General features: G+C 67.2%; 24 protein-coding genes and 1 riboswitch. Of the genes, 18 read left to right on the top strand and 6 right to left on the bottom strand.

The window, feature by feature from the left end:
- The first annotated feature begins 4 nt into the window (after window positions 1-4).
- Window positions 5-688, top strand: coding sequence for a Maf family protein (locus ACLQ3C_RS12950; protein WP_425705476.1), 684 nt, complete (start codon window positions 5-7; stop codon window positions 686-688).
- Window positions 689-742: 54 nt separating this feature from the next.
- On the opposite strand, the gene ACLQ3C_RS12945 is transcribed toward ACLQ3C_RS12950, so the two are convergent.
- Window positions 743-1,759, bottom strand: a complete 1,017-nt coding sequence (locus tag ACLQ3C_RS12945) for a neutral zinc metallopeptidase (RefSeq protein WP_425705475.1) — start codon at window positions 1,757-1,759, stop codon at window positions 743-745.
- A gap of 182 nt (window positions 1,760-1,941) precedes the next feature.
- Here ACLQ3C_RS12945 and ACLQ3C_RS12940 point away from each other — a divergent pair, with 182 nt between their 5' ends.
- The 5 genes from ACLQ3C_RS12940 (at window position 1,942) to ACLQ3C_RS12920 (ending at window position 7,203) form a co-directional block, all read left to right on the top strand.
- Window positions 1,942-2,838, top strand: coding sequence for a sulfurtransferase (locus ACLQ3C_RS12940; protein ID WP_425705474.1), 897 nt, complete (start codon window positions 1,942-1,944; stop codon window positions 2,836-2,838).
- Window positions 2,835-3,275, top strand: coding sequence for a SufE family protein (locus ACLQ3C_RS12935; protein ID WP_425705473.1), 441 nt, complete (start codon window positions 2,835-2,837; stop codon window positions 3,273-3,275). The genes ACLQ3C_RS12940 and ACLQ3C_RS12935 overlap by 4 nt, the downstream gene beginning before the upstream one ends.
- A complete protein-coding gene (locus ACLQ3C_RS12930; RefSeq protein WP_425705472.1) occupies window positions 3,272-4,756 on the top strand; it encodes a condensation domain-containing protein in 1,485 nt (494 codons plus the stop codon). Before ACLQ3C_RS12935 ends, ACLQ3C_RS12930 begins: the two co-directional genes overlap by 4 nt.
- A 259-nt stretch (window positions 4,757-5,015) precedes the next feature.
- Window positions 5,016-6,806, top strand: coding sequence for an acetyl/propionyl/methylcrotonyl-CoA carboxylase subunit alpha (locus ACLQ3C_RS12925; protein WP_425705471.1), 1,791 nt, complete (start codon window positions 5,016-5,018; stop codon window positions 6,804-6,806).
- Window positions 6,807-6,825: 19 nt separating this feature from the next.
- Entirely contained in the window at window positions 6,826-7,203 is a 378-nt protein-coding gene (locus ACLQ3C_RS12920) for a hypothetical protein (RefSeq protein WP_425705470.1), read from the top strand.
- 18 nt (window positions 7,204-7,221) lie between these two features.
- Here ACLQ3C_RS12920 and ACLQ3C_RS12915 read toward each other — a convergent pair whose 3' ends face one another.
- A complete protein-coding gene (locus ACLQ3C_RS12915; protein ID WP_425705469.1) occupies window positions 7,222-7,764 on the bottom strand; it encodes a nucleotidyltransferase family protein in 543 nt (180 codons plus the stop codon).
- A 225-nt stretch (window positions 7,765-7,989) separates the two neighbouring features.
- On the opposite strand from ACLQ3C_RS12915, the gene ACLQ3C_RS12910 reads away from it, so the two are divergent.
- The 3 genes from ACLQ3C_RS12910 to uraH are packed head-to-tail and all read left to right on the top strand — an operon-like array spanning window position 7,990 to window position 10,871.
- The gene (locus ACLQ3C_RS12910; protein ID WP_425705468.1) at window positions 7,990-9,978 is read left to right on the top strand and encodes a solute carrier family 23 protein; all 1,989 of its coding nucleotides are present in this window, start codon (window positions 7,990-7,992) and stop codon (window positions 9,976-9,978) included.
- Window positions 9,979-9,988: 10 nt separating this feature from the next.
- On the top strand, window positions 9,989-10,510 hold the full coding sequence (gene uraD, locus ACLQ3C_RS12905; RefSeq protein ID WP_425705467.1) for a 2-oxo-4-hydroxy-4-carboxy-5-ureidoimidazoline decarboxylase: 522 nt from the start codon (window positions 9,989-9,991) through the stop codon (window positions 10,508-10,510).
- A 34-nt stretch (window positions 10,511-10,544) separates the two neighbouring features.
- On the top strand, window positions 10,545-10,871 hold the full coding sequence (gene uraH / locus ACLQ3C_RS12900; protein ID WP_425705466.1) for a hydroxyisourate hydrolase: 327 nt from the start codon (window positions 10,545-10,547) through the stop codon (window positions 10,869-10,871).
- A gap of 52 nt (window positions 10,872-10,923) precedes the next feature.
- Here the strand turns inward: uraH and ACLQ3C_RS12895 are convergent, their stop codons facing one another.
- Window positions 10,924-11,676, bottom strand: coding sequence for an IclR family transcriptional regulator (locus tag ACLQ3C_RS12895; RefSeq protein ID WP_425705465.1), 753 nt, complete (start codon window positions 11,674-11,676; stop codon window positions 10,924-10,926).
- Between the two features lie 4 nt (window positions 11,677-11,680).
- Window positions 11,681-13,180 (bottom strand): APC family permease, encoded by a 1,500-nt coding sequence (locus tag ACLQ3C_RS12890; protein WP_425705464.1) that lies wholly within the window; start codon window positions 13,178-13,180, stop codon window positions 11,681-11,683.
- A 398-nt stretch (window positions 13,181-13,578) separates the two neighbouring features.
- Here ACLQ3C_RS12890 and ACLQ3C_RS12885 point away from each other — a divergent pair, with 398 nt between their 5' ends.
- From ACLQ3C_RS12885 to ACLQ3C_RS12850, 8 genes are read left to right on the top strand one after another with little or no spacing between them, the layout of a single operon-like run.
- Window positions 13,579-14,160, top strand: coding sequence for a MauE/DoxX family redox-associated membrane protein (locus tag ACLQ3C_RS12885; protein ID WP_425705463.1), 582 nt, complete (start codon window positions 13,579-13,581; stop codon window positions 14,158-14,160).
- Window positions 14,161-14,214: 54 nt separating this feature from the next.
- The gene (locus ACLQ3C_RS12880; RefSeq protein WP_425705462.1) at window positions 14,215-14,856 is read left to right on the top strand and encodes a redoxin domain-containing protein; all 642 of its coding nucleotides are present in this window, start codon (window positions 14,215-14,217) and stop codon (window positions 14,854-14,856) included.
- A 45-nt stretch (window positions 14,857-14,901) separates the two neighbouring features.
- Window positions 14,902-15,585 (top strand): methylamine dehydrogenase light chain, encoded by a 684-nt coding sequence (locus ACLQ3C_RS12875; RefSeq protein ID WP_425705461.1) that lies wholly within the window; start codon window positions 14,902-14,904, stop codon window positions 15,583-15,585.
- 11 nt (window positions 15,586-15,596) lie between these two features.
- The gene (locus tag ACLQ3C_RS12870) at window positions 15,597-16,895 is read left to right on the top strand and encodes a hypothetical protein (protein WP_425705460.1); all 1,299 of its coding nucleotides are present in this window, start codon (window positions 15,597-15,599) and stop codon (window positions 16,893-16,895) included.
- Entirely contained in the window at window positions 16,892-18,532 is a 1,641-nt protein-coding gene (locus ACLQ3C_RS12865; RefSeq protein ID WP_425705459.1) for a multicopper oxidase family protein, read from the top strand. The genes ACLQ3C_RS12870 and ACLQ3C_RS12865 overlap by 4 nt, the downstream gene beginning before the upstream one ends.
- Window positions 18,533-18,543: 11 nt before the next feature.
- A complete protein-coding gene (locus ACLQ3C_RS12860; RefSeq protein WP_425705458.1) occupies window positions 18,544-18,885 on the top strand; it encodes a cupredoxin domain-containing protein in 342 nt (113 codons plus the stop codon).
- Window positions 18,875-19,243 carry a cupredoxin domain-containing protein gene (locus ACLQ3C_RS12855; RefSeq protein WP_425705457.1) on the top strand — a complete coding sequence of 123 codons (369 nt, stop codon included), beginning with the start codon at window positions 18,875-18,877 and terminating at the stop codon, window positions 19,241-19,243. The genes ACLQ3C_RS12860 and ACLQ3C_RS12855 overlap by 11 nt, the downstream gene beginning before the upstream one ends.
- A gap of 47 nt (window positions 19,244-19,290) precedes the next feature.
- Window positions 19,291-20,127, top strand: a complete 837-nt coding sequence (locus ACLQ3C_RS12850; RefSeq protein WP_425705456.1) for a methylamine utilization protein — start codon at window positions 19,291-19,293, stop codon at window positions 20,125-20,127.
- 99 nt (window positions 20,128-20,226) lie between these two features.
- Here the strand turns inward: ACLQ3C_RS12850 and ACLQ3C_RS12845 are convergent, their stop codons facing one another.
- Complete coding sequence (locus ACLQ3C_RS12845) at window positions 20,227-20,445, bottom strand: hypothetical protein (protein WP_425705455.1); 219 nt, start codon at window positions 20,443-20,445, stop codon at window positions 20,227-20,229.
- Between the two features lie 174 nt (window positions 20,446-20,619).
- A riboswitch (cobalamin riboswitch) is annotated at window positions 20,620-20,856 on the top strand.
- A gap of 156 nt (window positions 20,857-21,012) precedes the next feature.
- On the opposite strand from ACLQ3C_RS12845, the gene metE reads away from it, so the two are divergent.
- Entirely contained in the window at window positions 21,013-23,316 is a 2,304-nt protein-coding gene (gene metE / locus ACLQ3C_RS12840) for a 5-methyltetrahydropteroyltriglutamate--homocysteine S-methyltransferase (RefSeq protein ID WP_425705454.1), read from the top strand.
- Here the strand turns inward: metE and ACLQ3C_RS12835 are convergent.
- Window positions 23,313-23,768 (bottom strand): MerR family transcriptional regulator, encoded by a 456-nt coding sequence (locus ACLQ3C_RS12835; protein ID WP_425705453.1) that lies wholly within the window; start codon window positions 23,766-23,768, stop codon window positions 23,313-23,315. The two genes, metE and ACLQ3C_RS12835, sit on opposite strands and share 4 nt — an antisense overlap.
- Window positions 23,769-23,770: the final 2 nt, after the last annotated feature.

The following is a 23,770-nucleotide window of genomic DNA, read 5'->3' as shown; positions in this document are numbered from 1 at the left end:
GCAGGTGAGCCCCTCCACCGCACGCCACTGCGAGGTCGTCCTCGGGTCGGCTTCGGCGGCCCGGCTATCGGTGCTGCGGCACGGTGGGCTGAACCCGCGTGTGCTTGTCTCCGACGTCGACGAGGACGCTCTCCTCGACGATCTGACCGGGGCTCCCCCGGCCGACGTCGTCGCGCGCCTCGCGATGGCCAAGGCCGATGCGGTGGTCGCCACCCTGCTGTCCGAGCGCGTCGAGGCACAGGCGGAGTCGCCACCGGACACGGTGATCTTGGCGTGCGATTCGATGCTGCTCTTCCGTGGTTCGCTCAGCGGCAAGCCGCACACCCCCGAGGTCGCGGTCGCGCAGTGGCGCGAGGTCCGCGGCCACTCGGCGCAATTGCTCACCGGCCATCGCCTGGTGCTCGTCAAAGGCCTCGAGGTCGTCGGCTCCGCCAGTGAGACATCCTCGGCGACAATCGATTTCGCCGACCTCGACGACGCCGAGATCGAGTCGTACGTCGCCACCGGCGAACCGTTGGAAGTGGCGGGCGGCTTCACCCTCGACGGGCTCGGCGGCTGGTTCGTCGACGCCGTCGACGGCGATCCCTCCTCGGTGATCGGCATCGGATTGCCCACCGTCCGCCGGTTGCTGCGCCAGGTCGGGATCGGGGTCGCCGACCTGTGGGCCGGCACCGGCGCCGCGCACTAGCGAGCGCCGACGCGATCACCGAGGGCCGGCGCGATCACCCCACGGTCCACGGGCCTAGGAGCCGAAGACCTCCGGCCAGTACTTGCTCAGGCACCCGATCGGCTGTCCCTGGCCCTGGCCCTGGGTCAGCGAGTGACCGAAGAAGCCGAGTGTGATCGCCGAGATCCGCTGGGTCGAGGTGCCGTGCCCCTGTCCGGGTTCGGGGTCGCCGATCTTCTGGATCAGCGCCACCGCCTGCACGATGTCCTTGACGGACAGCTCATCGCGCCGCAACACCGTCGCCGCCCAGTTCCCCGCGAGGCAGTCGGCGATGAGTTCGGCGTTCTCCCCGGTCGGCTCACTCGTGGCAGGCAGGTGACCCGCCTGCAGGATGCGGTCGACGACGGCATGTCCGTACTCGTGTGCAACGACGGTAGCCGCGGTGAACTCACCCTGGAACCCGCTGATCGAATCCAGCGGCCCGGCGACCAGGAACGTACCGGTCCAGATCCCGACGAAGGCATCGACCGGCAGGATCACCGAGCCCTCGACCCGCTGACCGGCTCCGTCGCGGCCCTTGTCCAGGCCACAGAAGAACGCGTTGGGGGTGTCGGAGGCGACCACGATCGGACCGTCGGAGTCCTTGCACGCGGAGTGGAATGATCGACCGTCTTCGACGAGCACGCGTCCCGGTTCGGGATTGCCCCATCCCAGCTTCTCGAACCACGGCCCCCAGGTGCCGTCCAGATCGTCGAGCACCGAGCTGAGATAGCCGGACACCTTCTGGGGTGCGTTCGCCTTGGTGATGTGGCCTGCCATCAGTTGCGACGTCGGCACCGGCAGGCTCGGGCAGGAGTTCTCGGTACACCGGCCGGGCACCGCCCCGGTCGCCGTCGGCGACGAACTCGGCACGGTCGACGAGGGGGTGCGCCCGGAGGGCTGCGTACCGGAGGTCGCAATACCCGGTGTCGGCGAGGACGAGGTGTCGGTGCCCGACGAACACGCGGCGAGGAACAACATCGCGGACGCGACGACGAGCACTGTCACCGCACGCATTCCATGGCGGGTGGGCCGCACCCCGGGTCCGATCATGCGAGGAACTTAGCAACATCGGAGCCCGATACGCCCCAACAGGTCATCACCTGAATGACCCGCCTTGTGCACGCGCGGCGCACGCTGACTGGGTAGGCTTTCACCGGGAGCCTCGCGGGTTCTCGCCGATGTGTCTGCACGGACGCACCCACCGGATCGTCACCCTGAGAGGGGTTCTTCAGTTGAGCGTCGAGACCGACCCGAACCCAAAGTTCGCCGGCTATGCCCATCCCGAACGGCTCGTCAGCACGCAATGGCTGTCGGCGCATCTCGGTGCCAACGGACTCAAGATCGTCGAGAGTGACGAGGACGTCCTCCTCTACGACATCGGGCACATCCCGACCGCGCAGAAAATCGACTGGCATCTGCATCTCAACGATCCGGTGACCCGCGACTACATCAACGGTGAGCAGTTCGCAGAACTGATGCGCAGCAAGGGAATCGAGCGCGACGACACCGTCGTCATCTATGGGGACAAGAGCAACTGGTGGGCTGCGTACGCCATGTGGGTGTTCACCCTGTTCGGGCATGCGGACGTCCGGCTGCTCGACGGCGGCCGCGATGCATGGATGTCGGAGGATCGCGACACCTCCTTCGACGTGCCCGAGTACCCACGGTCGGACTATCCGGTCGTCGAGCGCGACGACTCCCGCATTCGCGCATTCGCCGCCGAGATCCGCGGCGCGCTGGGCACCGAGCCGCTCATCGACGTCCGGTCGCCGCAGGAGTACACCGGCGAACGCACCCACATGCCCGACTACCCACAGGAGGGGGCACTGCGCGGCGGACACATCCCCACCGCCCGCTCCATTCCGTGGGCCAAGGCCGCGGCATCGGACGGCCGCTTCCGCAGCCGCGCCGAACTCGACGAGATCTACGGCGACCTCGACCCGCACACCGCGACGATCGCGTACTGCCGCATCGGCGAGCGTTCGAGCCACACCTGGTTCGTCCTGACGTATCTGCTGGGGTTCGATCGGGTCCGCAACTACGACGGCTCCTGGACCGAGTGGGGTAACGCGGTACGGGCCCCGATCTCGGTCGGCGACGAGCCGGGCGATCCCCCTCCCGGCTCATGAGTCTGCCCCGCGCACTCGCCGAGATCGTCGACGACTTTGCGGCGCTTGGTGATTCGGACAAGATCACGCTGCTTCTCGAGTTCGCCGGGGAGCTGCCGGAGTTGCCCGCCGAGCTGGTCACCGAGGCCATGGAACCGGTGCCGGAGTGTCAGTCCCCGGTGTTCCTGTCGGTCGATGCCGTCGATCCCGCCGCGGTGCAGCTCTATTTCAGCGCGCCGCGGGAGGCGCCGACCACCCGCGGATTCGCGTCGATCCTGCACCAGGGTCTCGACGGGGCGCCGGCGCAGACGATCCTCGATGTGCCCGGCGACTTCTACCACGATCTCGGCCTCGACAAGGCCGTGAGCCCACTACGGCTACGCGGTATGGCCGGCATGCTCGGACGCATCAAGGCGCAGGTTCGTCGTCAGACGGGTACGGCCGGCTCGCCCGGATGAAGTTCATCCAGATCCTCGAAGAGCCGGTCGAACCGGGCGGCCTCGTCGAGTGGACGCCGTATGTGCCGGGCGGACTGGGGAGTTGGGACCGCGACTCGCGGTTGACCTCCCACAATCACGAACAACACCTACGTTCGGCGTTCGACTATCGCATCCGTACCCGCCGCGAAGGCGGCCGCGAATCGTGGCTGGGCCTGGAGATCCAGTTCGACGAGCCGCTCTCGATCCCGGCGCTACGCGCCACGTTGCGGCTCTGGATCGACCGTCATGAGGTGCTGCGCAGCCATGTCGTCATCAAGCACGACGGGCTCGCCCGCCTCACCACCGCACCGGGCACCGTGAAGCTGCGGATGGGCCGGATCGGTTGGTACAACGAGTCCGGGCCGCTCGTCGAGCAGATCGCCGGCTACTTCGATCGGGCGACCGCCCCACTGCACTGGCCGGCGTACGTGTTCGCCACCGTCGGCCGGGAGTCATCGTTCACGCTGCTCTTCGCGGCCGATCATTCGCTCGTCGACGGCTACTCGCTGATCATGGCGCAGCACGAACTCACGGCGATCTACCGCGCCGCACGTGACCACACCGAGCTCGCGCTGCCCGAGGTCGGCAGTTACGTCGATTTCAGTGCCGCCGAGCGCCGGCAGGCCGACCAGACCGGTGCCGATCATCCAGCGGTCGGCACCTGGCGAGATTTCCTGCAGGCCGGACCCGGCGACATGCCGACGGCATTGGCCACTCCGGCCGCGGCCGACACCACGCCGGCGGCCACCGCTGGTGATGTCGGCGAGGTACCGGCCCCCCAGCAGTCGGTGTCGGGGCTGATCGCCGACGACGCCACCGCCAACCGCTTCACCGCGGTGTGCTCGGAGGCGGGCGGTTCGCTGACGGCGGGCGTGCTCGCGGCGTTCGCGATCGTGCACCACCGCATCACCGGCGATCCCGAGTTCCGGTGTGTCCTGCCGAGACACACCCGCAACGAGGCACGGTGGCTGACAGCGCTGGGCTGGTTCGTCGCGCTCGCGCCGTTCCGGCTCGACATGACCGCGTCGCCGACCTTCGATCAGACCGTTGCCCGCGCGACCGCCGAACTCAAACGCTCCCGGCAGGGCGCATCGCTGGCATTCCTGCGGGTCGCCGAGTTGATCGGTTACCGCGGGGAGCCGCGATTCGTGATCTCCTTCATCGATACCCGCTACGCGCCCGGGGCCGCCGAGGCCGATGCCGGCCACGCCACCGTGTTGCGCAGTCACTCCTACTCGCCCGACGAGGTCCTCATCTGGATCAACCGCACTCCGTCGGGCCTGCGGTACTCCGCGCGGTTCCCACCGACGCCGCAGGTCACCGCGGTGACCGAACCACAGCCGAGCAGTATCGGGTCCGATCCGCTCGATGCGGCCGGCCCGGTCCCCCGATTGCTGCACGCGCTCGCCGAGCTGGTACACGAGCTGGCGAACGACAGCACATTCAACTCGCAGATGTGACGGGCGCCTCCACCGAGCGATTGATCGGTGGGTTAGGGTGAAGCCCGGAACCACGCCTGCCGGGCGGTCTCCGGTCCCCTCACAGCAGCTGTGGATGAGGACGGACCTAGACTCCACAAACGTACGCGTCGTCGCCCGCGAGACCATTGAGGCGGTCGGCAGGTTAGACCCTCGGTGGCCCACACGGTCGCCGACGAACACCGTGTGTGCTGCGTCCCGCGTCGCGGCGCACCTCGATGTATGGCCCAGGAGAACAACAGTGCCCAGTATCAGCAAGGTCCTCATCGCCAACCGCGGCGAGATCGCGGTACGCGTCATCCGTGCCGCCCGCGACGCCGGACTTCCCAGCGTCGCCGTGTACGCCGAGCCCGACGCCGACGCACTGTTCGTGAAACTCGCCGATGAGGCCTTCGCGCTCGGTGGTCAGACCTCTGCCGAGTCGTACCTGGTATTCGACAAGATCCTCGACGCCGCCGCCCGCTCCGGCGCCGACGCCATCCACCCCGGCTATGGCTTCCTCTCGGAGAACGCCGACTTCGCCCAGGCCGTCCTCGATGCCGGGCTGATCTGGATCGGTCCGTCCCCGCAGTCGATCCGCGACCTCGGCGACAAGGTCACCGCCCGCCACATCGCGCTCAAGGCCGACGCCCCGATGGCCCCCGGCACCAAGGACCCGGCCAAGAACGCCGACGAGGTCGTCGCCTTCGCCCAGGAGTACGGCGTGCCGGTCGCGATCAAGGCCGCCTTCGGCGGTGGCGGACGCGGCATGAAGGTCGCCTACACCATCGAGGAGATCCCCCACCTGTTCGAGTCGGCCACCCGTGAGGCCGTCGCTGCCTTCGGCCGCGGCGAGTGCTTCGTCGAGCGCTATCTCGACAAGGCCCGCCACGTCGAGGCCCAGGTGATCGCCGACCAGCACGGCAACGTCGTGGTCGCAGGCACCCGCGACTGCTCGCTGCAGCGCCGCTTCCAGAAACTCGTCGAGGAGGCTCCCGCACCGTTTTTGACCGACGAGCAGCGTGAACGCATCCACAGCTCGGCCAAGGCCATCTGCCGTGAGGCCGGCTACTACGGCGCGGGCACCGTGGAGTTCCTCGTCGGCCACGACGGCCTGGTCTCGTTCCTCGAGGTCAACACCCGACTGCAGGTGGAGCACCCGGTCACCGAGGAGACCGCGGGCATCGACCTCGTACGTGCACAGTTCCGCATCGCCAACGGCGAGAAGCTGGAGTTCTCCGAAGATCCCGTGCCGCGTGGGCACGCCTTCGAGTTCCGCATCAACGGCGAGGATCCGGGCCGCAACTTCCTGCCCGCGCCCGGCCCGATCACCAAGTACCACGAGCCCTCCGGACCGGGTGTGCGCGTGGATTCCGGCGTGGTCGAGGGCGATGTGATCGGTGGACAGTTCGATTCCATGCTGGCCAAGCTCATCGTCGTCGGCGAGAACCGTGAGCAGGCGTTGGAGCGCGCCCGCCGGGCCCTGGCCGAATACGAGGTCGAGGGTCTCGCGACGGTCCTGCCGTTCCACCGCCACGTCGTGTCCAACCCGGCGTTCATCGGCCACCAGGGCGAGGACGGCGTCGAGACCTTCGACATCTACACCAAGTGGATCGAGACCGATTGGGACAACCCGATCGAGCCGTATACCGGTGGCCGGCCGATCGAGGACGATGACGCCGTACCGCGCCAGAAGGTGGTCGTGGAGGTCGGTGGACGCCGCGTCGAGGTGGCGCTGCCCGGCGACCTCGCACTCGGCGGTGGCGGCTCGTCCAACGGCGTGATCCGCCGCAAGCCCAAGGCCCGCTCCCGCAAGAAGGGCGGTGGCGCTGCCGCCTCCGGCGATGCGGTCGCCGCCCCGATGCAGGGCACCGTGGTCAAGGTCGCCGTGGAGGAGGGCCAGGCTGTCACCGCCGGTGAGCTCGTGGTCGTACTCGAGGCGATGAAGATGGAGAATCCCGTCACCGCCCACAAGGACGGCGTGGTCACCGGCCTGAGCATCGAAGCCGGCGCGGCCGTCACCCAGGGCACCGTGCTGCTCGAACTCAAGTAGCCCGGCCGACCGCAGCAGGATGCAACCTGTCGAGATCAACGCCGGGACGTGGTACCTGCGCGGCCTGCGCGCCGACGACCGGATCACCGACGTCCCGGCGTTGTCCGAACTCGGGGTCGCCGACCCCGCCGGTTATGTCGCCGCCACCGACCGGGCCTGGCTGGCGGAGTCGGCGTTCACCTGGGCGGTGTGTGAACCGACGACCGGCGAACTGCTGGCCGTCATCGGGCTCGTACCCGAGGACGGTGCCGCCACACCCGTCGGCCGCCACCGGCCCGGCCATCACGACGCGATCGCGGCGGCCGTTGGCCCGGTGACCCGGTTCGCTTGTGGCGCTCTGGATCTCGATGTGGCCGCAGAGCTGGTGGATGCGCTGCCGACCATTGAGGTCGACTGAGCCGTCCGCCTCGCCGTGCTACGGCTCGTCCCGGTCGAGGCCCGAGGCGAGGTCGCCGCATTCGACGGACTCGACGATGCCCGCATGTGCCCGCAGGTACGGCGCCGCACCGACATCGCCGTCGAGCCGGGCCCGCACGCCCGCGAAGTGATCGCGGCCGAGGTAGACCGGATGACCCGGCCGGCCACCGTAGACCGCACGCACGATTCGGCCCGGATCGCGCGCGGCAGTAGCCACGATTCGCGCAATCACCGCTTCGCCGACATCCGGCATGTCAACAACATGTAAAACCACACCGGCCGGGTCGTGGCCGACCGGCGGACTGTCGAGCACCGCACGCACGCTTGCCGAAAGGCCCACGGCCCAGTCGGCGACGACGATCGCCGTCGCCCCGGCCGGCGGCTCGACGATCGCCGCGCCCATCGCGACCAGCACCTCGTCACAGCCACCCACGCGCAGCGCGTCGACCGCCCGGTGTAGCCAGAGCCCTTGTTCGGCAAGGATTTTCGGCATCCCGAATCGGGTGCCCGCACCAGCGGCCAACACCGCACCCACCGCCATCACGCCCGCCTTTCACCCCGCACCGGCACGTGCCGCCGGGTGGTCGCCGCACCATGCACCGAGGACGACCGATCCGCGCCCGAAATCGGCTTTACATCTCCGAAATATACGATCACTCGCCTCGCCTCTTTGCTCATGTGGGTCCACTATTTACCTGCTGCGAGCGGGCGGCGGAAAACCACCGCCGAATCGCAGCCTCACGAACACCATCGCAGGAGGATGACGATGTCCACGGATTCGGTTCCGGCCACCGCCGGGCCACGCAGACGCAAGCGCACACACCCGGTCGATCAGGTTCCGCCGTTCGGCCGGCTCGTCACCCTCGGCTTCCAGCACGTCGTCGCCTTCTACGCCGGCGCGGTGCTCGTTCCCCTGCTGATCGCCAATGCCATCGGGCTCGATGACAAGGCGCTCACGATGCTCATCACCGCCGACCTGTTCACCTGCGGCATCGCCTCGTTGTTGCAGTCGGTGGGTATCTGGAAGATCGGTGTCCGGCTGCCCCTGCTGCAGGGCATCACCTTCGCCACCCTCGCCCCAGTCATCAAGGTCGCCAACGACCACGGTGGCGGGCGCGTGGGTCTGCTCACGGTCTACGGCGCGGTCATCTCCGCGGGCGTGTTCACCTTCCTGATCGCCCCGTTCTTCGCGAAGCTGATCCGGTTCTTCCCGCCGGTGGTCACCGGCACCGTCATCACGATCATCGGCATCAGCCTCATCCCGGTCGGCGCCGGCGACGCCGTGACCGATCCGAACAGCGCGACCAGCGCACACGACGCCGGAAACGGCCGGTGGGTCGTCTACTGCATCTGCACCATCGCCCTGATCGTGTTGATGCAGCGGTTCTTCCGGGGCTTCTGGGCGACCATCTCGATCCTGCTCGGACTCGGCGTCATGACCTTCATCGCATGGTGTTTCGGTGACGCACACTTCGACCGGGTCGCCGAGGCGAGCTGGGTGGGCTTCACCCCGCCGTTCGCCTTCGGTTGGCCGCGTTTCGATCTGATCGCCATCGTCTCGCTCATCGTGGTGCTCCTGGTGACCGCGGTGGAGTCGACGGGTTCGGTGTTCGCCACCGGCGAGATCGTCGGCAAGCGAATCCGCAAGGAGGACATCGCCGCAACCATCCGCGCCGACGGCATCGCGACCGTCATCGGCGGTGGGTTCAACTCGTTCCCGTACACCGCCTTCTCCGAGAACGTCGGTCTGGTCCGCATGACCGGCGTCAAGAGCCGCTTCGTCGTGGCCTGTGCCGGCGTGATCATGATCATCCTGGGTGTGCTGCCCAAGACCGCCAACATCGTCGGGTCGATCCCCTCGCCCGTCCTCGGCGGCGCCGCGCTCATCATGTTCGCCACGGTGGCGATCGTCGGCATCCAGACCCTGACCACCGTCGACTTCACCGACCACCGCAATCTGTCCATCGCGGCAACCTCGATCGCCGTGGCGCTCTATGTCCAGTTCTCGCAATCGTCGGCACCGACCACCATCCTGGACAAGGGCGCCGAGGTGAAGGTTCCCCAGTTGCCCGGCGTCGACATGGCGGTCCCCGGCATTCTGCAGATCCCGTTCTCCACGGGTATCACCATGGGGGCGATCACCGCGATCCTGATGAACATCCTGTTCTTCCACATCGGCAGCAAGGGACCGGCGGTCGCCGGCGGCGGTTCGATCACACTCGACGAGGTCAACACGATGGGCAAGGAGGAATTCCGAGCCACCTTCGGCGAGGTCGTGCAGGGCGTGGACTGGATACTCGACCGGGCGTGGGAACAACGGCCGTTCGCCGATGTCCACGACCTCCGTAGCGCTTTCCAGGAAGCCATGCTGACCGGCAGCGACACCGAGCAGCTCGACCTCATTCAGGCATTCCCCGATCTCGGCGCCGAGGACGAGGAGACCGGCGAGCTGCGGGCCATCGACCACAAGGGGCTGTCGCATCTGGAGGAGACCGAGCACGAGAACGTGGTGAATCTGGCTGCCGCCTACCGCGAGCACTTCGGCTTCCCGTTGGTGATCTGTGCGCGCGAGACCGAACGCTACGATCGCGTGCTGCGCAGCGGGTGGGCGCGCATGGACAATTCGGAGTCGTCCGAGAAGTCGTTCGCGCTCATCGAGATCGCCAAGATCGTCAACTACCGTTTCGACGATCTCGTCGCCGATGCCAACCCACTGACGTCGGTTCGATTCGGCCGTCAGCCGGAACTCTCCTAGGCTGTCAGGGGTGCGACGAGTCGACTGGCGCGGATTGCCCAGCTTCAACGAACTGACCGAACGGCAGGCCATCAGCACCCTCTACGAGTGCTGCAGCTCATCCATCTGGGCGCTGCGCGTGTCGGGCGCACGGCCCTTCTCCGATGATGAGGCCCTGCTCTCCTACGCCGACCTCATCCTGGCCGAACTCACCGAGGACGACCTCGACGAGGCCCTGTCGGGCCATCCCCGCATCGGCGACCGGGCCGACAATGCCTCCTCACAACGCGAGCAGTCCGGGGTGGCCGGCGCCGATCCCGGGGTCCTGGCAGAACTGCGCGAACTCAACAGGGCCTACGACGAGCGGTTCGGGCACGTCTATCTCGTATTCGCCAACGGACGGCCCGCCGACGAGTTGCTGGCGATCCTCAAAGAACGCATCCGCAACGATCCCGAGACCGAGCGCCGCGTCATGCGGATGGAGCTGGGCAAGATCAACCGAAGCCGGCTGGAGCGGATGCTCACCCCGGCCGTCAAGTATGTTGACGACTGACCCCGCCGCCTCGGCAAGAAGGAGCCAGATTCCGATGACCGGCTTGTCCACCCATGTGCTCGATGCAGTGTCGGGCGCGCCCGCGGTGGGGGTGAATGTCTCGCTACAGGATGCCGCCGGTGGCGAATTGGCCACCGGCACCACCGATTCCGACGGGCGCATCGGACAGGTGAACACCGAGGCACTGGTCCCTGGCATCTACCACCTGGTGTTCGACACCGGGAACTGGTTCGACGACAACGATATCGGGGCGTTCTATCCAGAGGTCGACATCTGCTTCACGGTCGACGATCCGCAGCGCCACTTCCATGTGCCCCTGCTGCTGAGTCCCTACTCCTACTCCACCTATCGGGGCAGCTGACCGGGCTCGCGCGACCACTCACCGGCCGCTGCACGCGCATACCGGCCCGCGCTCAGATGAGTCCGCGCAGGTCCATCGCCCCGCCCCGAAGAAACGTCACGAGCTCATGATTGGCGGGCGAGACGCGTCCGGCGAGGCCCTGGACGACGAGACCGCCGACGACGTGGGTTCCCTTGCCGCGGATGGGAACCGCCAGCGCGGCGCGGCCGATCCGGGATTCCTCGTCCTCGAAGGACAATTCGCTGACCACAATCCCGTGCAGCTCCTCACGCAGTGCGTGCCGATCGCACAGCGTACGTCCGGTGAGTGAGCGCAACGGAGCATCGTCGGCGAGCGCGGGCGCGTAGGCGAGCTGCAGTTTGCCGATCGCATGGGCGTGCCGATTGCGGGCGATCGTGGATACCGGCACCATCTCGTGGTCGGGATCGGGATCGACGATCCGCAGCGCGGCATCGCGGAAACTCGCCAGATACAGGCCGTGCCGAGTGCGTCCGCGCATCTCCTCGAGGACGTCGCCGGCCGAGGTCTGCGGACTCTGTACCGCGGCACCGGCGAGTTCGGCAGTCCGCCGACCCAGCGCAAATCCGGACAGATCCGGTGTTCGCACCAGATATCCGTCGGCGACCAGAAGATTCAGTATCCGGTACGTGGTCGCGGCCGGGATCCGCACGTGACGCGAGATCGTGCGGGCAGCGACACCGGGCCCGAGCGATGCCACGGCCTCCAGGATGGCGAACGCGTTCTGGACCGACTTCGGCTGCCGTCCGCCGAAGCCGGAATCGACGGTCACGGGTCGCTGCGACATCGCCTCACCACAACCGGGAGCCGGTGGCCACGAGTACCGGGCGGCCCTGCTCGTCGGTGCGCAAGATGGCCGACCCGGGCAACAGGTCGGCGGTCTCGACGCTGTCGAACACGCCGATGGACGCCAGGCGGTCGGGCCGGAACCGTCGCAGTACCAGGTACCAGATGCATCCCGAGATGCCCAGCAGGAGCGACCATGCCAGGAACATGACGTTGCCGTGCCGAAGTCCGTCGATGACGGTGAAGACCGCGAACGCGGTTCCGGCGCCGATGCTCAGGACGCAGGTCGCCAGAGTTCGCGCGGTGTGTTCGCCGATACGCCGCAGGAACACCAGGGCCGCAACTGCCACCAACACGTATCCCAGGACCCAGGCAACGTCGAGCAGCACCTCGAAGTTGCTGCCCGGCTCCCCGGGGCGAAACCACACCGCCCCGATCGCGGCGGCGGCGGCAAAGGCGACAACTGCCGGGGCCGGGGTGCGGAAGCGCTGATTGACGGGCCCGAGGAAGCGTGGGACGACACCTTCGACGCTCATCGAGAACAGCAACCGCGAACCGGCCTGGATGAAGCCGAGCGTCGATGCGGCCCACGAACACCACACACCGAGATGCACCGCGACGACGATGGGCACGCCCACCCCTGACGTGGTCCCGTAGAAGTAGGCGTTGATGAGCGTGGTCGCCTGCCCGGTCATCCCGGCCCAGCCGGCGAGGATGAACAGCGCCCCGGTCAGGATGGGTGTGACCACGACGGCGCGGCTGACGGTGTGCAGTTGGCGTTCGGCCTCGGGGCCGAAGAATGCAGCCGATTCGAATCCGGCCAAACTCAACACGACCTGACAGACCATGAAGACCCCGAAACTCACCGGGGTGTCGAGATGCGGTCCGGCTGTGGGATGACCGGGCGTCAGCAGGAGCAGCACCGCGATCGTGGAGACCGTGCACAACTCGATGGCAAGAATGATGCGTGTGGCCGACCGTACGCCGCCGATCGCGACCGCCGCGCAGACGATCACCACCACCGCGCACGCGACGAACCACATCCCGGCGGGCAGATCCAGGCCCGACATCGCGGCCATGTTCACGATGTCGTGGCCTGCGTTGTTGGACACCGAGATCGTCATCACCACATACCCGGTGAGCAACGCGGCACCCGCGGTCAGTGCGATCGGTTTCGGCATGCCGTGTGCGATGAAGCTGTAGAGCGATCCCGAGGCCGCCAACCGCATGGTGAACTGCCGGACGCACAACGCGACGAGCGTCATCACCGCGGTTGCGGCGAGAATCGCCACCAGCCCTGTCGGTCCCGCGTTCGCGCCCGACATCGCCTGCGCGATGAACACCATGCCGGTGGCCGGCGCCATCGTCGACATCGATTGTCCGATGAGATCGGACTGCGTGAGTTGCCGACGGCCCAGCGCAGACAGTGGAGAACGCACTGTCTGCGCGGGCGCCCCGGCGAAACGGGCGCGCACCAACGCGGACTGCAGCGCATTCACGTGCATGTCAGAACCTCCGATCTCGGAACTCTCGGTGATGTCGACGAGTTGAACGTCGGGAACGATAGGACAGCACTGTTGCGGCGGTATTACGCGTGTGAACACCCGGCGAATACCAAATGAGAATGCGACCCCAAAACGCGAATTGCCGTGGGGCGCAATCGTGGTCGCGGTCACACCCCCAGCACCTGAAAGCTCGTTGACCTGGCCGTACTTGTTCTCCGACCCCACCGATCACAGCGCGCTCACGCGTAACCGGCGCGACCCGTCGGTGACTTGATCACGCGTCAGGCTTCTTCTCGGCGGCCGCGAAAGGTCACCGAATCCACGGTTACGCAATCCGGGATTACGAATCCGGGATTGTGAAATTCGATAGTCGCGGAAATTCGAGAGGAGAACAAGTGATGGTCTTGGCAGTTGTCGCGGGGGTGGTCGGAATGATCCTGCTCGTCGCCGGCGTCCCGAAGCTCACCGACACCGATCGCGTGATCCGGGCGGTACGCGGGTACCAGATCCTTCCCGATGCCGAGGCGCGGCTCGTCGGGCGCACCCTTCCGTGGGTCGAGCTCGTACTCGGTGCAGCCCTGATCGTCGGCGTCGTGCCGGAGATCGCCGGGGCCGCCGCGGCGGCACTGTTCGCGGTCTTCACTGTCGGGCTGGTGATCAATCTGGCGCGGGGGCGCCGCGATCTCGACTGTGGATGCTTCGCCTTTTCCCATGGTGCAGAGGAGGTTCCGCACATCGGATGGGGTCATGCGTTACGCGCTGGCACGTTCGCCGCGCTGTCGGTGGTGAGCATGTGGGCGCCCGCCGCGCCGGCCGCCGACCGGTTCGCCGGCGCAGCGATCGGTGTGCTGGTGGTCGCGCTCGTCACCGTCGTGCTGTATGCGCGGACGGTCATGACCTTCGGCCGCCGTGGCGTCGACACCTATCTGACCAACGCGGCGATCGCCTCGCGGGCCGCAGCCCGCGCAAGCCGTTACTGAGTCCCGCGCCAGTCGCCACCGAGTACTGAATCGACAATCGAAAGGAGCCACACGATGACGACATTCCTGGTCACCATGGTGGTCATACTGTTTCTCGCCGCGATCGCCACAATGCTCGTGATCCTCGGCCTGGCAAGAGAAGTGGGGCGTATCCAGGTCCGTCTCGGCCCGCTGGGAGCGCGAATGATGGACACCGGCCCCAAGATCGATCAGGCGGGACCATCGTTTCGTGGTCTGACCGATCACCTCGGGCGGTTGGTCAGCGTCGGCGGGCATCGGTCGCGCCCGCAGCTCTTGCTGTTCACCGCCCCCACGTGCACCACGTGCAAGTCACTCCTTCCCGGAGTGAAGGCGATGGCCAAGGGCGAGGGTGAGGGCCTCGACATCGTCATCATCTCCGACGGCACACCCGAAGAGCATGCCGCGTTCCTCTCCGGCACCCGCATCGGTGAGGAGCTGAGTTATGTCGACGGCCGCGACGTGGGTATCGCCTACCAGGTCGGCACCACGCCGTTCGGTGTGATCCTCGACGAGCACGGCAAGATCCGCGCCAAGGGACTGTGCAATCACATGGCGCAGGTCGAGAGCCTCCTCAACGCACTCGAGACCAACACGCCGACGCTGCAACATCTACACCGTCAGGCCGCGGCCCACGCCCCCCAGGACGGAACGCCGGGCAACGCGTTGTCGGCCTGACCGCGCCCCCCCATTCCCAGTACATCGACAAGGAGAAGAGAGCCCATGACCGACCACGACGACGGCCACGAAACGAGCGAACAGCGGTTCCCCGTGGACGAGGAAACCGTTGCCGCCCAGGCACAGTGGATGTCCGGTGACGGCGGCAGCCTCACGAGCCGCGCGGGACGCAAACTGTCCGAGCGGGTTTCACGCCGATCGATGATCTCCAAGATCGGTCGTTGGACGCTCGGTGCGTCGGGTGTTGCGGTGATCGGATCGCTGCCGGTCTCGCGCGCGGCCGCCGACCCGCAGCCCGCGAGCGGCCCGGAGCCGCTGGTTCCCGAGTACAACGGGTCCAATCCCGCCGAATGCGAGTACTGGCGGTGGTGCAACATGGATGGCACCCCCTGTGCGGCCTGTGAGGGCGGTGGCGTCACCACCTGCGCCCCCGGGTCCAAGCCCGGCGCCGAATTCTGGGTGGGTTGCTGCACCAATCCGAAGGACAAGAAGACCTACCTCATCGCGTATTACGACTGCTGTGGGGCGCCGGGGTGCGCGAACGCGTTCTGTGGTGAGCCCGACATGCAGGCGATCATGTACAACCCGGTGGCCGGCAGCTACGACCAGGAGATCATCTGGTGCGTCTCCGAGGAATCGCAGTCATATACGTGCACGATGGCGCCGGTCGTCGGCGTCGACTGCCAGACGCGTCCGGCAGTCCGCCCGAAGGTGGGTGCCGGGTCGTGAATGATCGACATATGGCACTGCGTCGAGTGTCGTTCGCCGTGATCCCCGCGGTCGCCACCCTGCTCACCCTGTCGGCGTGCTCGTCGGACAACTCCGATTCGGGCTCCGGTGAGCCCAGTCTGCCCTCGCAGTCGTATTCGGCTCCCGACTCGAACACGGCGCGCGGAACGCAGGACGAACCGATTCCCAGCCAGATTCCCGAGGGCCTGCACGTCGGCGAGATCGCGCCGATCGGCGCCGAGGAGATGGTGATGCAGTCGGGTTCGTTCGGCCAATTGGAGGTGCCGGTCGAGGTGTACGACCCGGCGACCGGCAAGAAGACCGCGCACATCGTGGTGGGACAGGGCATCTGGGATCCGGTCATCCACGCCTTCGTCGGGAAGACCCCGCATGATCCTGCGGTCCTCGCCGCCGAGGTGTGGCGGCCGCGCGGCTCTCGGGGCGCGGCCCAGTTCACGGTGAGCACCTATTCCGGGAATCTGCTCACGCCCAAAGAGGTTGCGCTGCCCAGCGTTGCGCGTGCCCATTCCCGGACCGGCTCGCATGCGGTCACCTCTGACGGCCGGTACTTCGTCACGTGGGATGACGCCCTGTTCGGCATCCGGGTGGTCGACCTGCACAGCGGCAAGCAGAGCGGCACCCTGAAGCTGCCGGCGTGCGGTCCGTTCACGTGGCTGGTCGGACATGATCTCTACAGCGTGTGCGAGCAGGACCGCAAGCTGCTGCAGGTGCACATCGGCGACGACGGTGTGCCGAAAGAGGTCGGGCGACAAAAGGTTCTGCCTGCCGACTTCGTCAGTGCCCGGGAGTCGACCTTCGCCGCCGACGCCAAGAAGGCACTGCTGGTCGGCGCCAATGGTGACGTCTACGTCTTCGACTTCTCCCACGGCCTGCCCACCACCGAGGTCCGGCCGATCGGCAACGCCGGCGATCCGTCGGGACGTTTCGACACCAGCGCGATCAGCCGTGACGGCAGCCGGATCGCCATCAGTTACACCGATACCCCGATTCATCCGCAGTCGGTCCGGGGTGGCGACGTCACCAAGGTCGTCCTGTTCGATGCGGCGAATTTGCACCCGATCAAGACGATCACGCTCGATCAGGCCGGCCTGAAGTCGTTCGGCGGATTCGCCTTCAACGAGAACGGCAAGAAGCTCTATCTGCTCGGGGGCGGACCGGAGGCCGATGGCGAGACGCCACAGAAGCTCGTCGGCTTCTCTTCCACTGATGGGGCGCAGACCAGTTCGGTGACGCTGGACGGCAAACCCGACAAACTGAAAGGGCTGTTCGCCCCGGAGATCATCGGATGACGAGTTCGACCGCACTTTCCATGGGCCGTCGCCGATTCCTGAAGCTCGCCGCTTCGGGGATCGGCGCGGCCGGGGTCGCAACCTTCGCGTCGACGGCGTGTTCGTCCTCGGACGCGTCGTCGGGCGAGCAGGCACCCCAGAACTTCATCATGCCGACCGACCCGGAGATCGCCGCCACCGACGCACGACGACACACGACGGGGCGCACCACCGCGGTGTCGCTCACCGCGGCAGCGGCGGCATTCGATCTCGGTGGCCGGATCGCACAGTCCTGGGGTTACGGACCCACGCCGGTGGCCCCGGAGATCCGGGCCGGGGCCGGCGATCAGATCGCGGCACACGTGCACAGCACCATCGCCGAACCCACGAGCATCCACTGGCACGGCATCCGCATCCGCAACGACATGGACGGGGTGCCGCCGGTGACGCAGCAGGCGATTGCCCCCGGCGGCACCTTCGATTACCGGTTCATCGCGCCCGATCCCGGAACCTACTGGTACCACTCCCATTCGGGTCTGCAGGCCGACCGCGGACTGTTCGGACCGCTGATCATCGAGGACCCGCGCGACACCAGCGGGGTCGACACCGACGTCGCGCTCGTGCTCGACGACTGGCTCGACGGACTGGGTACCACACCGGACGCCGTCATGTCGGCCCTCAACCCGAACCTGCACGGCGGCATGGGCGGAATGGACATGGGTGGGGGTTCGGGCACGATGAGCATGGCGCCCATGACCTCTGCGCCCATGACCTCTGCGCCGATGACCTCTGCGCCGATGCAACCTGGCGCCGAAGGTACTGCGCAGCAGCTGATCTCACAAGGACACGGATCGTCGGCCGTCCTCGGCGGGATGACCCAGCACATCGCCTATCCCCTGCATCTGATCAATGGCCGACCGCCGAACGATCCAGCCGTGGTCGAAGCCCGCGCCGGATCGCGAATCCGCTTGCGGGTGATCAACGCCGCCGCCGAGACACCCTACCGGTTCGCCGTCGCCGGGCACCGGATGACGATCGTGGCCGTCGACGGCTACGACGTGGTCCCCGCCGAGACCGACGCGATCCTGATCGGGATGGCGCAGCGATACGACGTGATCCTCACCCTGCGTTCCGGTTCCTGGCCGGTGATGGCCGCCGTCGAGGGCCGGTCCGGGTACGGCGCCATGGTGCTCAAGAGCAACGACGCGTTGCCGGTCCCGCCGCCTGCGGGAAACGGGCGGATCGCGGAACTCGACCGGCAACTGGTGACCGAGGATCTCCTCCGGCCCGCCGACAAGGTCCGATTGCCGCAGCGTCATCCCGACCGCGACTACCACGTCGATCTCCTCCAGGCCGGCGATCGCTACGTGTGGGCGATGGCCGGGCCCGACATCGGCAAGCTCGTCATGAAACCCGGTGAACGGGTGCGTATCACGATGAACAACAAGTCGACGATGTGGCATCCCATGCACACCCACGGCCACACCTTCGCGATCGGGGCCTACGGCGGACTGCGCCGAGACACCGTGATCGTCAAGCCCGGAAAGTCACTCTCAGTGGAGTTTGACGCCGACAACCCCGGCAAGTGGATGTTCCACTGCCACAATGCCTACCACTTCGAGGCTGGTATGACCGCCAACCTCATGTATGTCAGATGAGAGGGACATCAATGAAGAAAGCCATCCTCGCCTGCGGCGCAATGCTGCTGATCCCCTTCGGACTTGCCGCCTGTGGCAGCGACGACTCATCCGGTTCGTCGCCCGCGGCGGTCGTCGATGTCAAGAACATGGCCTTCACCGAGAAGTCGGTGACGATCAAGCCCGGCCAGACGGTCGAGTGGAAGTTCGACGACGGCGGCATGCCACACAACGTGGCATCGGACACCGGGCTGTTCAAGAGCGACCTGCTGACCTCCGGTACCTACGACCACACCTTCGACAAGCCCGGAAAGTACCCGTATCACTGCGATCCGCACCCGGACATGACCGGGGTGGTGATCGTTGCGGGGTGACGATTCCGCCACCGGGGCGCATCGGGTGGGGGCGTTCCGGGCGGCGGCCTTCGGTGTGGTCGCGCTCGGGGCGATCCTGAGCCTCGGCGCGTGCTCCCACCCGCCGCCGAAACCCGACGCCTTCGTCACCGTCGACAACCTTCGCTTCGCGCCGATGGAAGTGCACATCCCCGTCGGCGGAACCGTCGAATGGGACTTCACCGACGGCGTATTGCTTCACCAGGTCTACGCCGACGGCATCTTCGACAGTGGAGTCCACGGCTCGGGGTCCTACCGGCACACCTTCACCAGCAGAGGAGACATCGACTATCACTGCCAGATCCACCCCGACATGACCGGCATCATCCACGTGGGCTGAGCGACGGTCATATCAACACGAAAGTTCAATCATCACAAGGAGAAGACATGGTAACGATGATCGATCATGCTCCGCTGGAGCATGACGAACCACGGCTCCGGCCGGAGTTGGCCACCTCGATGGGCCTGCCCGGGCGTATGGCCCTCGGCCTGGGTGCGGTGACCGTTGGCGCGACGGTGGGATTGGCGGCCGCGCCCTCCGCGTCGTCGGCGCTGACGGGTGCGGTGATCGCGTCGGGTGTACTGACGGCGCTGGCGGCCAACTGGTCCACATGCGGGATGTCGGTGGCCGGTGTCGTCGTCGCGCCGAAGCAGCCCGGCCGCAAGGGGTCGTCGACGCCGCTGCGCCGACTCGGTTGGCACGCACTGGGGTCGGTGGCCACCGGATCGGTGACCGGAGCCGCAATCGGGGCACTGGGCGGACTCGCGCTGGGCTGGCTCAGCGCACCGGTGGCGCTGGGGATCTGGGCGGTCCTGGCCCTGGCGTACGGTCTGCACGAGCAGGGCGTGCTGCCGATGCCCACACCGATGCGCCGCCGGCAGCTGCCCCGCCACCTGCGTCGTCGGATGGAACCCTGGAAGGTGTCGTTGGTGTTCGGCGCGATCATCGGGCCGGGATTCCTGATCTTCATCCGGTCGAGTGCGTATTACCTTCTCGCCCTTGGTGTTGCGGCAGTCGGGTCACCGGCACTCGGCGCCGCGCTGTTCGTGACGGTGTCGTTGGGTCGGTGCATGCCCAGCGCGCTGGCGATCCTGCACGTCCGTCGCGGCGGCACCATCCCGGGATTCCTGACTACGATGTGCCTGGTCGATCGTCGGGTGCAGGCGATCACCGGCGCCGCGTTGCTCGGGCTCGGTGTCTTCGGGTGTGCTGCCCTCATCTGAAACCTCTCGACGCACCGGAATGACCCGGACGCATGGCGCGGGCGCCGTATCGGAGCCCGCGCCATGCGTCGCTTCCGCCGACAGCGCTCGCCACATCGGTCAGCGCGGGTGGGTGACGATGGTCTGCCCGGTATCCCGATGCCGCCAGGTGACAGTGCGGTCGGTGTGCAGCGTCGGCCGCCAGATACCCAAATGTTTGCGTTGGTGATCCGGCCGGAACAACGGGATCAGATCAGCGGGCAGCGTCCAACCCCCGGCCAGCGGATCGGCATGATCGAACGCCACCACATGGTCGAGGTCACACGACTCCGCGGGCATGCCGCAGTACGGGAACCGAACCGCGGCACCACCGCCTCGACGGATCGGTCAGACATCGATCGCGATTCCCGGGAGTAATGTCTACCGATTGCGGGCACTGGCCTCAGCGCATTCACCATTCGCGCCGGAATACCCGGGCACGGTGCGGGGTGTCCTCGCCGGTGGGCATCCTCTATGCTCGGCGGTGCAGCTGGTTCGCCGCCCGGGATGTCATGGAGCCCCTACACCCGGCCCGGCGTCGTAAGAGGGAATCCGGTGTGAGTCCGGAACTGTCCCGCAGCGGTATGTCGGAACGACCGCCGTCATCGAGCACTGGATGTTCACATCCGGGAAGCGACGGCCACTAGGAACTGCGGCCATGGTGCCGCCCCGCCGACGAGTCCGAAGACCTGCCCGCTGTACCGGCCGCGCCGCGGTCGGTGGCTCGTCGCCTCGCGGAATGGGTGCAGGTCGAAGCGGTGTCTTGACGGGGCGCACACCACGCGCGCCCGTATCCGGGACGCTGATTCGACGCACCCGGCAAACGGCGACGGACCACTCGGAACTCGTTGCAGGAGTGCATCACTCATGTCCGTCAGCACCACCCGGTCCAGCACATCCCCGTTCACCGCCACCGTTCTCGGCACCGCACGGATCGGCCCGAACCGGGAGCTCAAACGTACCGTCGAGGCCTATTGGGGCGGGCGCATCGACGCCACCGAGCTCGAACATGTCGCCGCCGGACTACGGCGTGCCACATGGGATCAGCTCGCCGCGACCGGCGTCGACTCGGTTCCGGTGAACACCTTCTCCCTCTACGACCAGATGCTCGACACAGCGATCCTGCTGGGCGCGCTGCCGCATCGCTTCGATGCCGTCACCGATCCCCTCGATCGGTACTTCGCCGCCGCGCGCGGCACCGAGCAGATCGCTCCGCTGGAGATGACCAAGTGGTTCGACACCAACTATCACTACCTGGTGCCGGAGATCGGTCCCGAGACCAGGTTCTCGCTACATCCGGAGAAGATCCTGGCCGAGGTGGCGCAGGCCCGCGAGGCCGGTATCGAGCCCCGCCCGGTCGTGATCGGCCCGATCACCTTTCTGGCCCTGTCGAAGTCGGTGGCGGACACCGATTCTCCGTCGGTTCCCCTCGACCACCTCGACGAACTGCTGCCGTGCTACCTGGAACTGCTCGCGACGCTCGCCGATGCGGGAGTCCGATGGGTACAGATCGACGAGCCGGCACTGGTCACCGACCTCGCACCAGATCTCGCAGAGTTGGCAGGTTCGGTGTATTCGACTCTCGCCCAGGCGTCTTCGCGGCCGGCAATTCTGGTCGCCACCTACTTCGGCGATGCCGGCGGCGCGCTACGCGAGTTGGCGACCACCGGGATCGAGGGTGTCGCGGTCGATCTGGTCGCGGGCGGCATCGAGTCCGTCGTAGGAGTTCCGGAGCTGGCCCGCATGCACGTCGTCGCGGGTGTGGTCGACGGCCGCAACATCTGGCGCACCGACCTCGACAAGGCCCTGGCCACGCTCGGCACGCTACTGGGATCTGTTGGCTCGCTGGCAGTGTCGACGTCATGCTCGACGCTGCACATCCCGTACTCACTGGACGGCGAGACCGGTCTCGACGCCACCCTGCGCGGGTGGCTGGCATTTGCCGATGACAAGTTTCGAGAAGTGGTGGTGCTCGCAAAGGCGCTGCACACCGGTCGCGAGGCGCAGAAGGACGCCTTCGACGCGTGTGCGGCGGCACTGGCCACCCGGGCCGACGACCCGCGACTGTCCAACCCGTCGGTCCGCAGCCGGCTGGCCGCGATCACCGACGCCGATGCCACCCGCGGTGACGCCGCCATCCGACGCGACGCGCAGGCGCAACGACTCGGCCTACCGGCGCTGCCGACTACGACGATCGGCTCGTACCCGCAGACCTCGGCCATCCGGTTGGCGCGCGCGGCACTGCGGGCCGGCGACATCGACCAGGACACCTACGTGCAGCGGATGCACGAGGAGATCCGGGACGTGGTGGCCCTGCAGGAGCAGATCGGACTGGACGTGCTGGTACACGGCGAACCCGAACGCAACGACATGGTGCAGTACTTCGCCGAGCAACTCGACGGGTTCGCGGCGACGGCGAACGGCTGGGTGCAGTCCTACGGCACCCGCTGTGTGCGCCCGCCGATCCTGTTCGGCGACGTGTCGCGGCCGGCACCGATGACCGTCGACTGGATCGCCTACGCGCAGTCGCTCACCGAGAAGCCGGTCAAGGGCATGCTCACCGGACCGGTCACCATCCTCGCGTGGTCCTTCGTCCGCGACGATCAGCCGCTGCCGGACTCGGCCGATCAGATCGCGCTCGCGATCCGCGACGAGACGATCGATCTGGAACGCAGCGGGATCGGCATCATCCAGGTCGACGAGCCGGCGCTGCGTGAATTGCTCCCGTTGCGCGACGCCGACAAACCCGCCTACCTCGACTGGGCGGTGCGCGCCTTCCGGCTGGCGACCTCCGGGGTCGCCGACCACACGCAGGTCCACACCCATCTGTGCTATTCGGAGTTCGGTGAGGTGATCGGAGCGATCGCCGACCTCGAGGCCGACGTCACCTCGATCGAGGCGGCCCGCTCACATATGGAAATCCTCGGCGACCTCGACGCGGCCGGCTTCACGAACGCCGTCGGCCCGGGTGTCTACGACATCCACTCGCCGCGTGTGCCCGAGACCACCGAGATCGAGCACGCACTTGCCGAGGCAGTCAGTACTGTTGCCCCGCAACGGCTCTGGGTCAATCCGGACTGCGGCTTGAAGACGCGCACCACCGTGGAGGTACAGCAGGCGTTGACCAATATGGTCGCCGCGACCCGCGCCATTCGGGCCCAGATCGGTTAGGGGCCAGATCGGCTAGGAGCCGGGGAATCCGGGCGGCGCGCCCGGATCCTCCCGGCGAGCTGCGAGGTGAACTCGCGCGCGTAGTCCAGTTGGCGGGCGAGCTCACCACAGGCCTTTTCGGCCCGCAGGTGGAAGCCGGTGATCGTGTCGAGGGCAGATGCCCGGTCCGCGTCGGTACCACCGGCGTCGGCGAGTATGTCCTGGGCGGCGAGCAATGCCCGCATGTCGTCGAGAGTGAAGCCGAGTGGCTTCATCCGGCGGATCACCAGCAGCCGCTCGACGTCGGCCTCGGTGTAGAGCCGGAACCCGCCGGCCGAACGGGCCGACGGGATGACGAGCCCCACCTCGTCGTAGTGGCGGATCGTCTTGATGGAGAGTTCGGTGGCCGCGGCCACCTCGCCGATCTGCAGATGACGGTCACCGTCCTGCGCCGCGGCACCGTCATCGGTCACGT

The organism is Gordonia sp. DT30, assembly GCF_049844915.1.
Lineage (GTDB): Bacteria > Actinomycetota > Actinomycetes > Mycobacteriales > Mycobacteriaceae > Gordonia.
The sequence above is the reverse complement of the archived record's forward strand: the minus strand, read 5'-3'. Positions and strand labels throughout refer to the sequence as shown.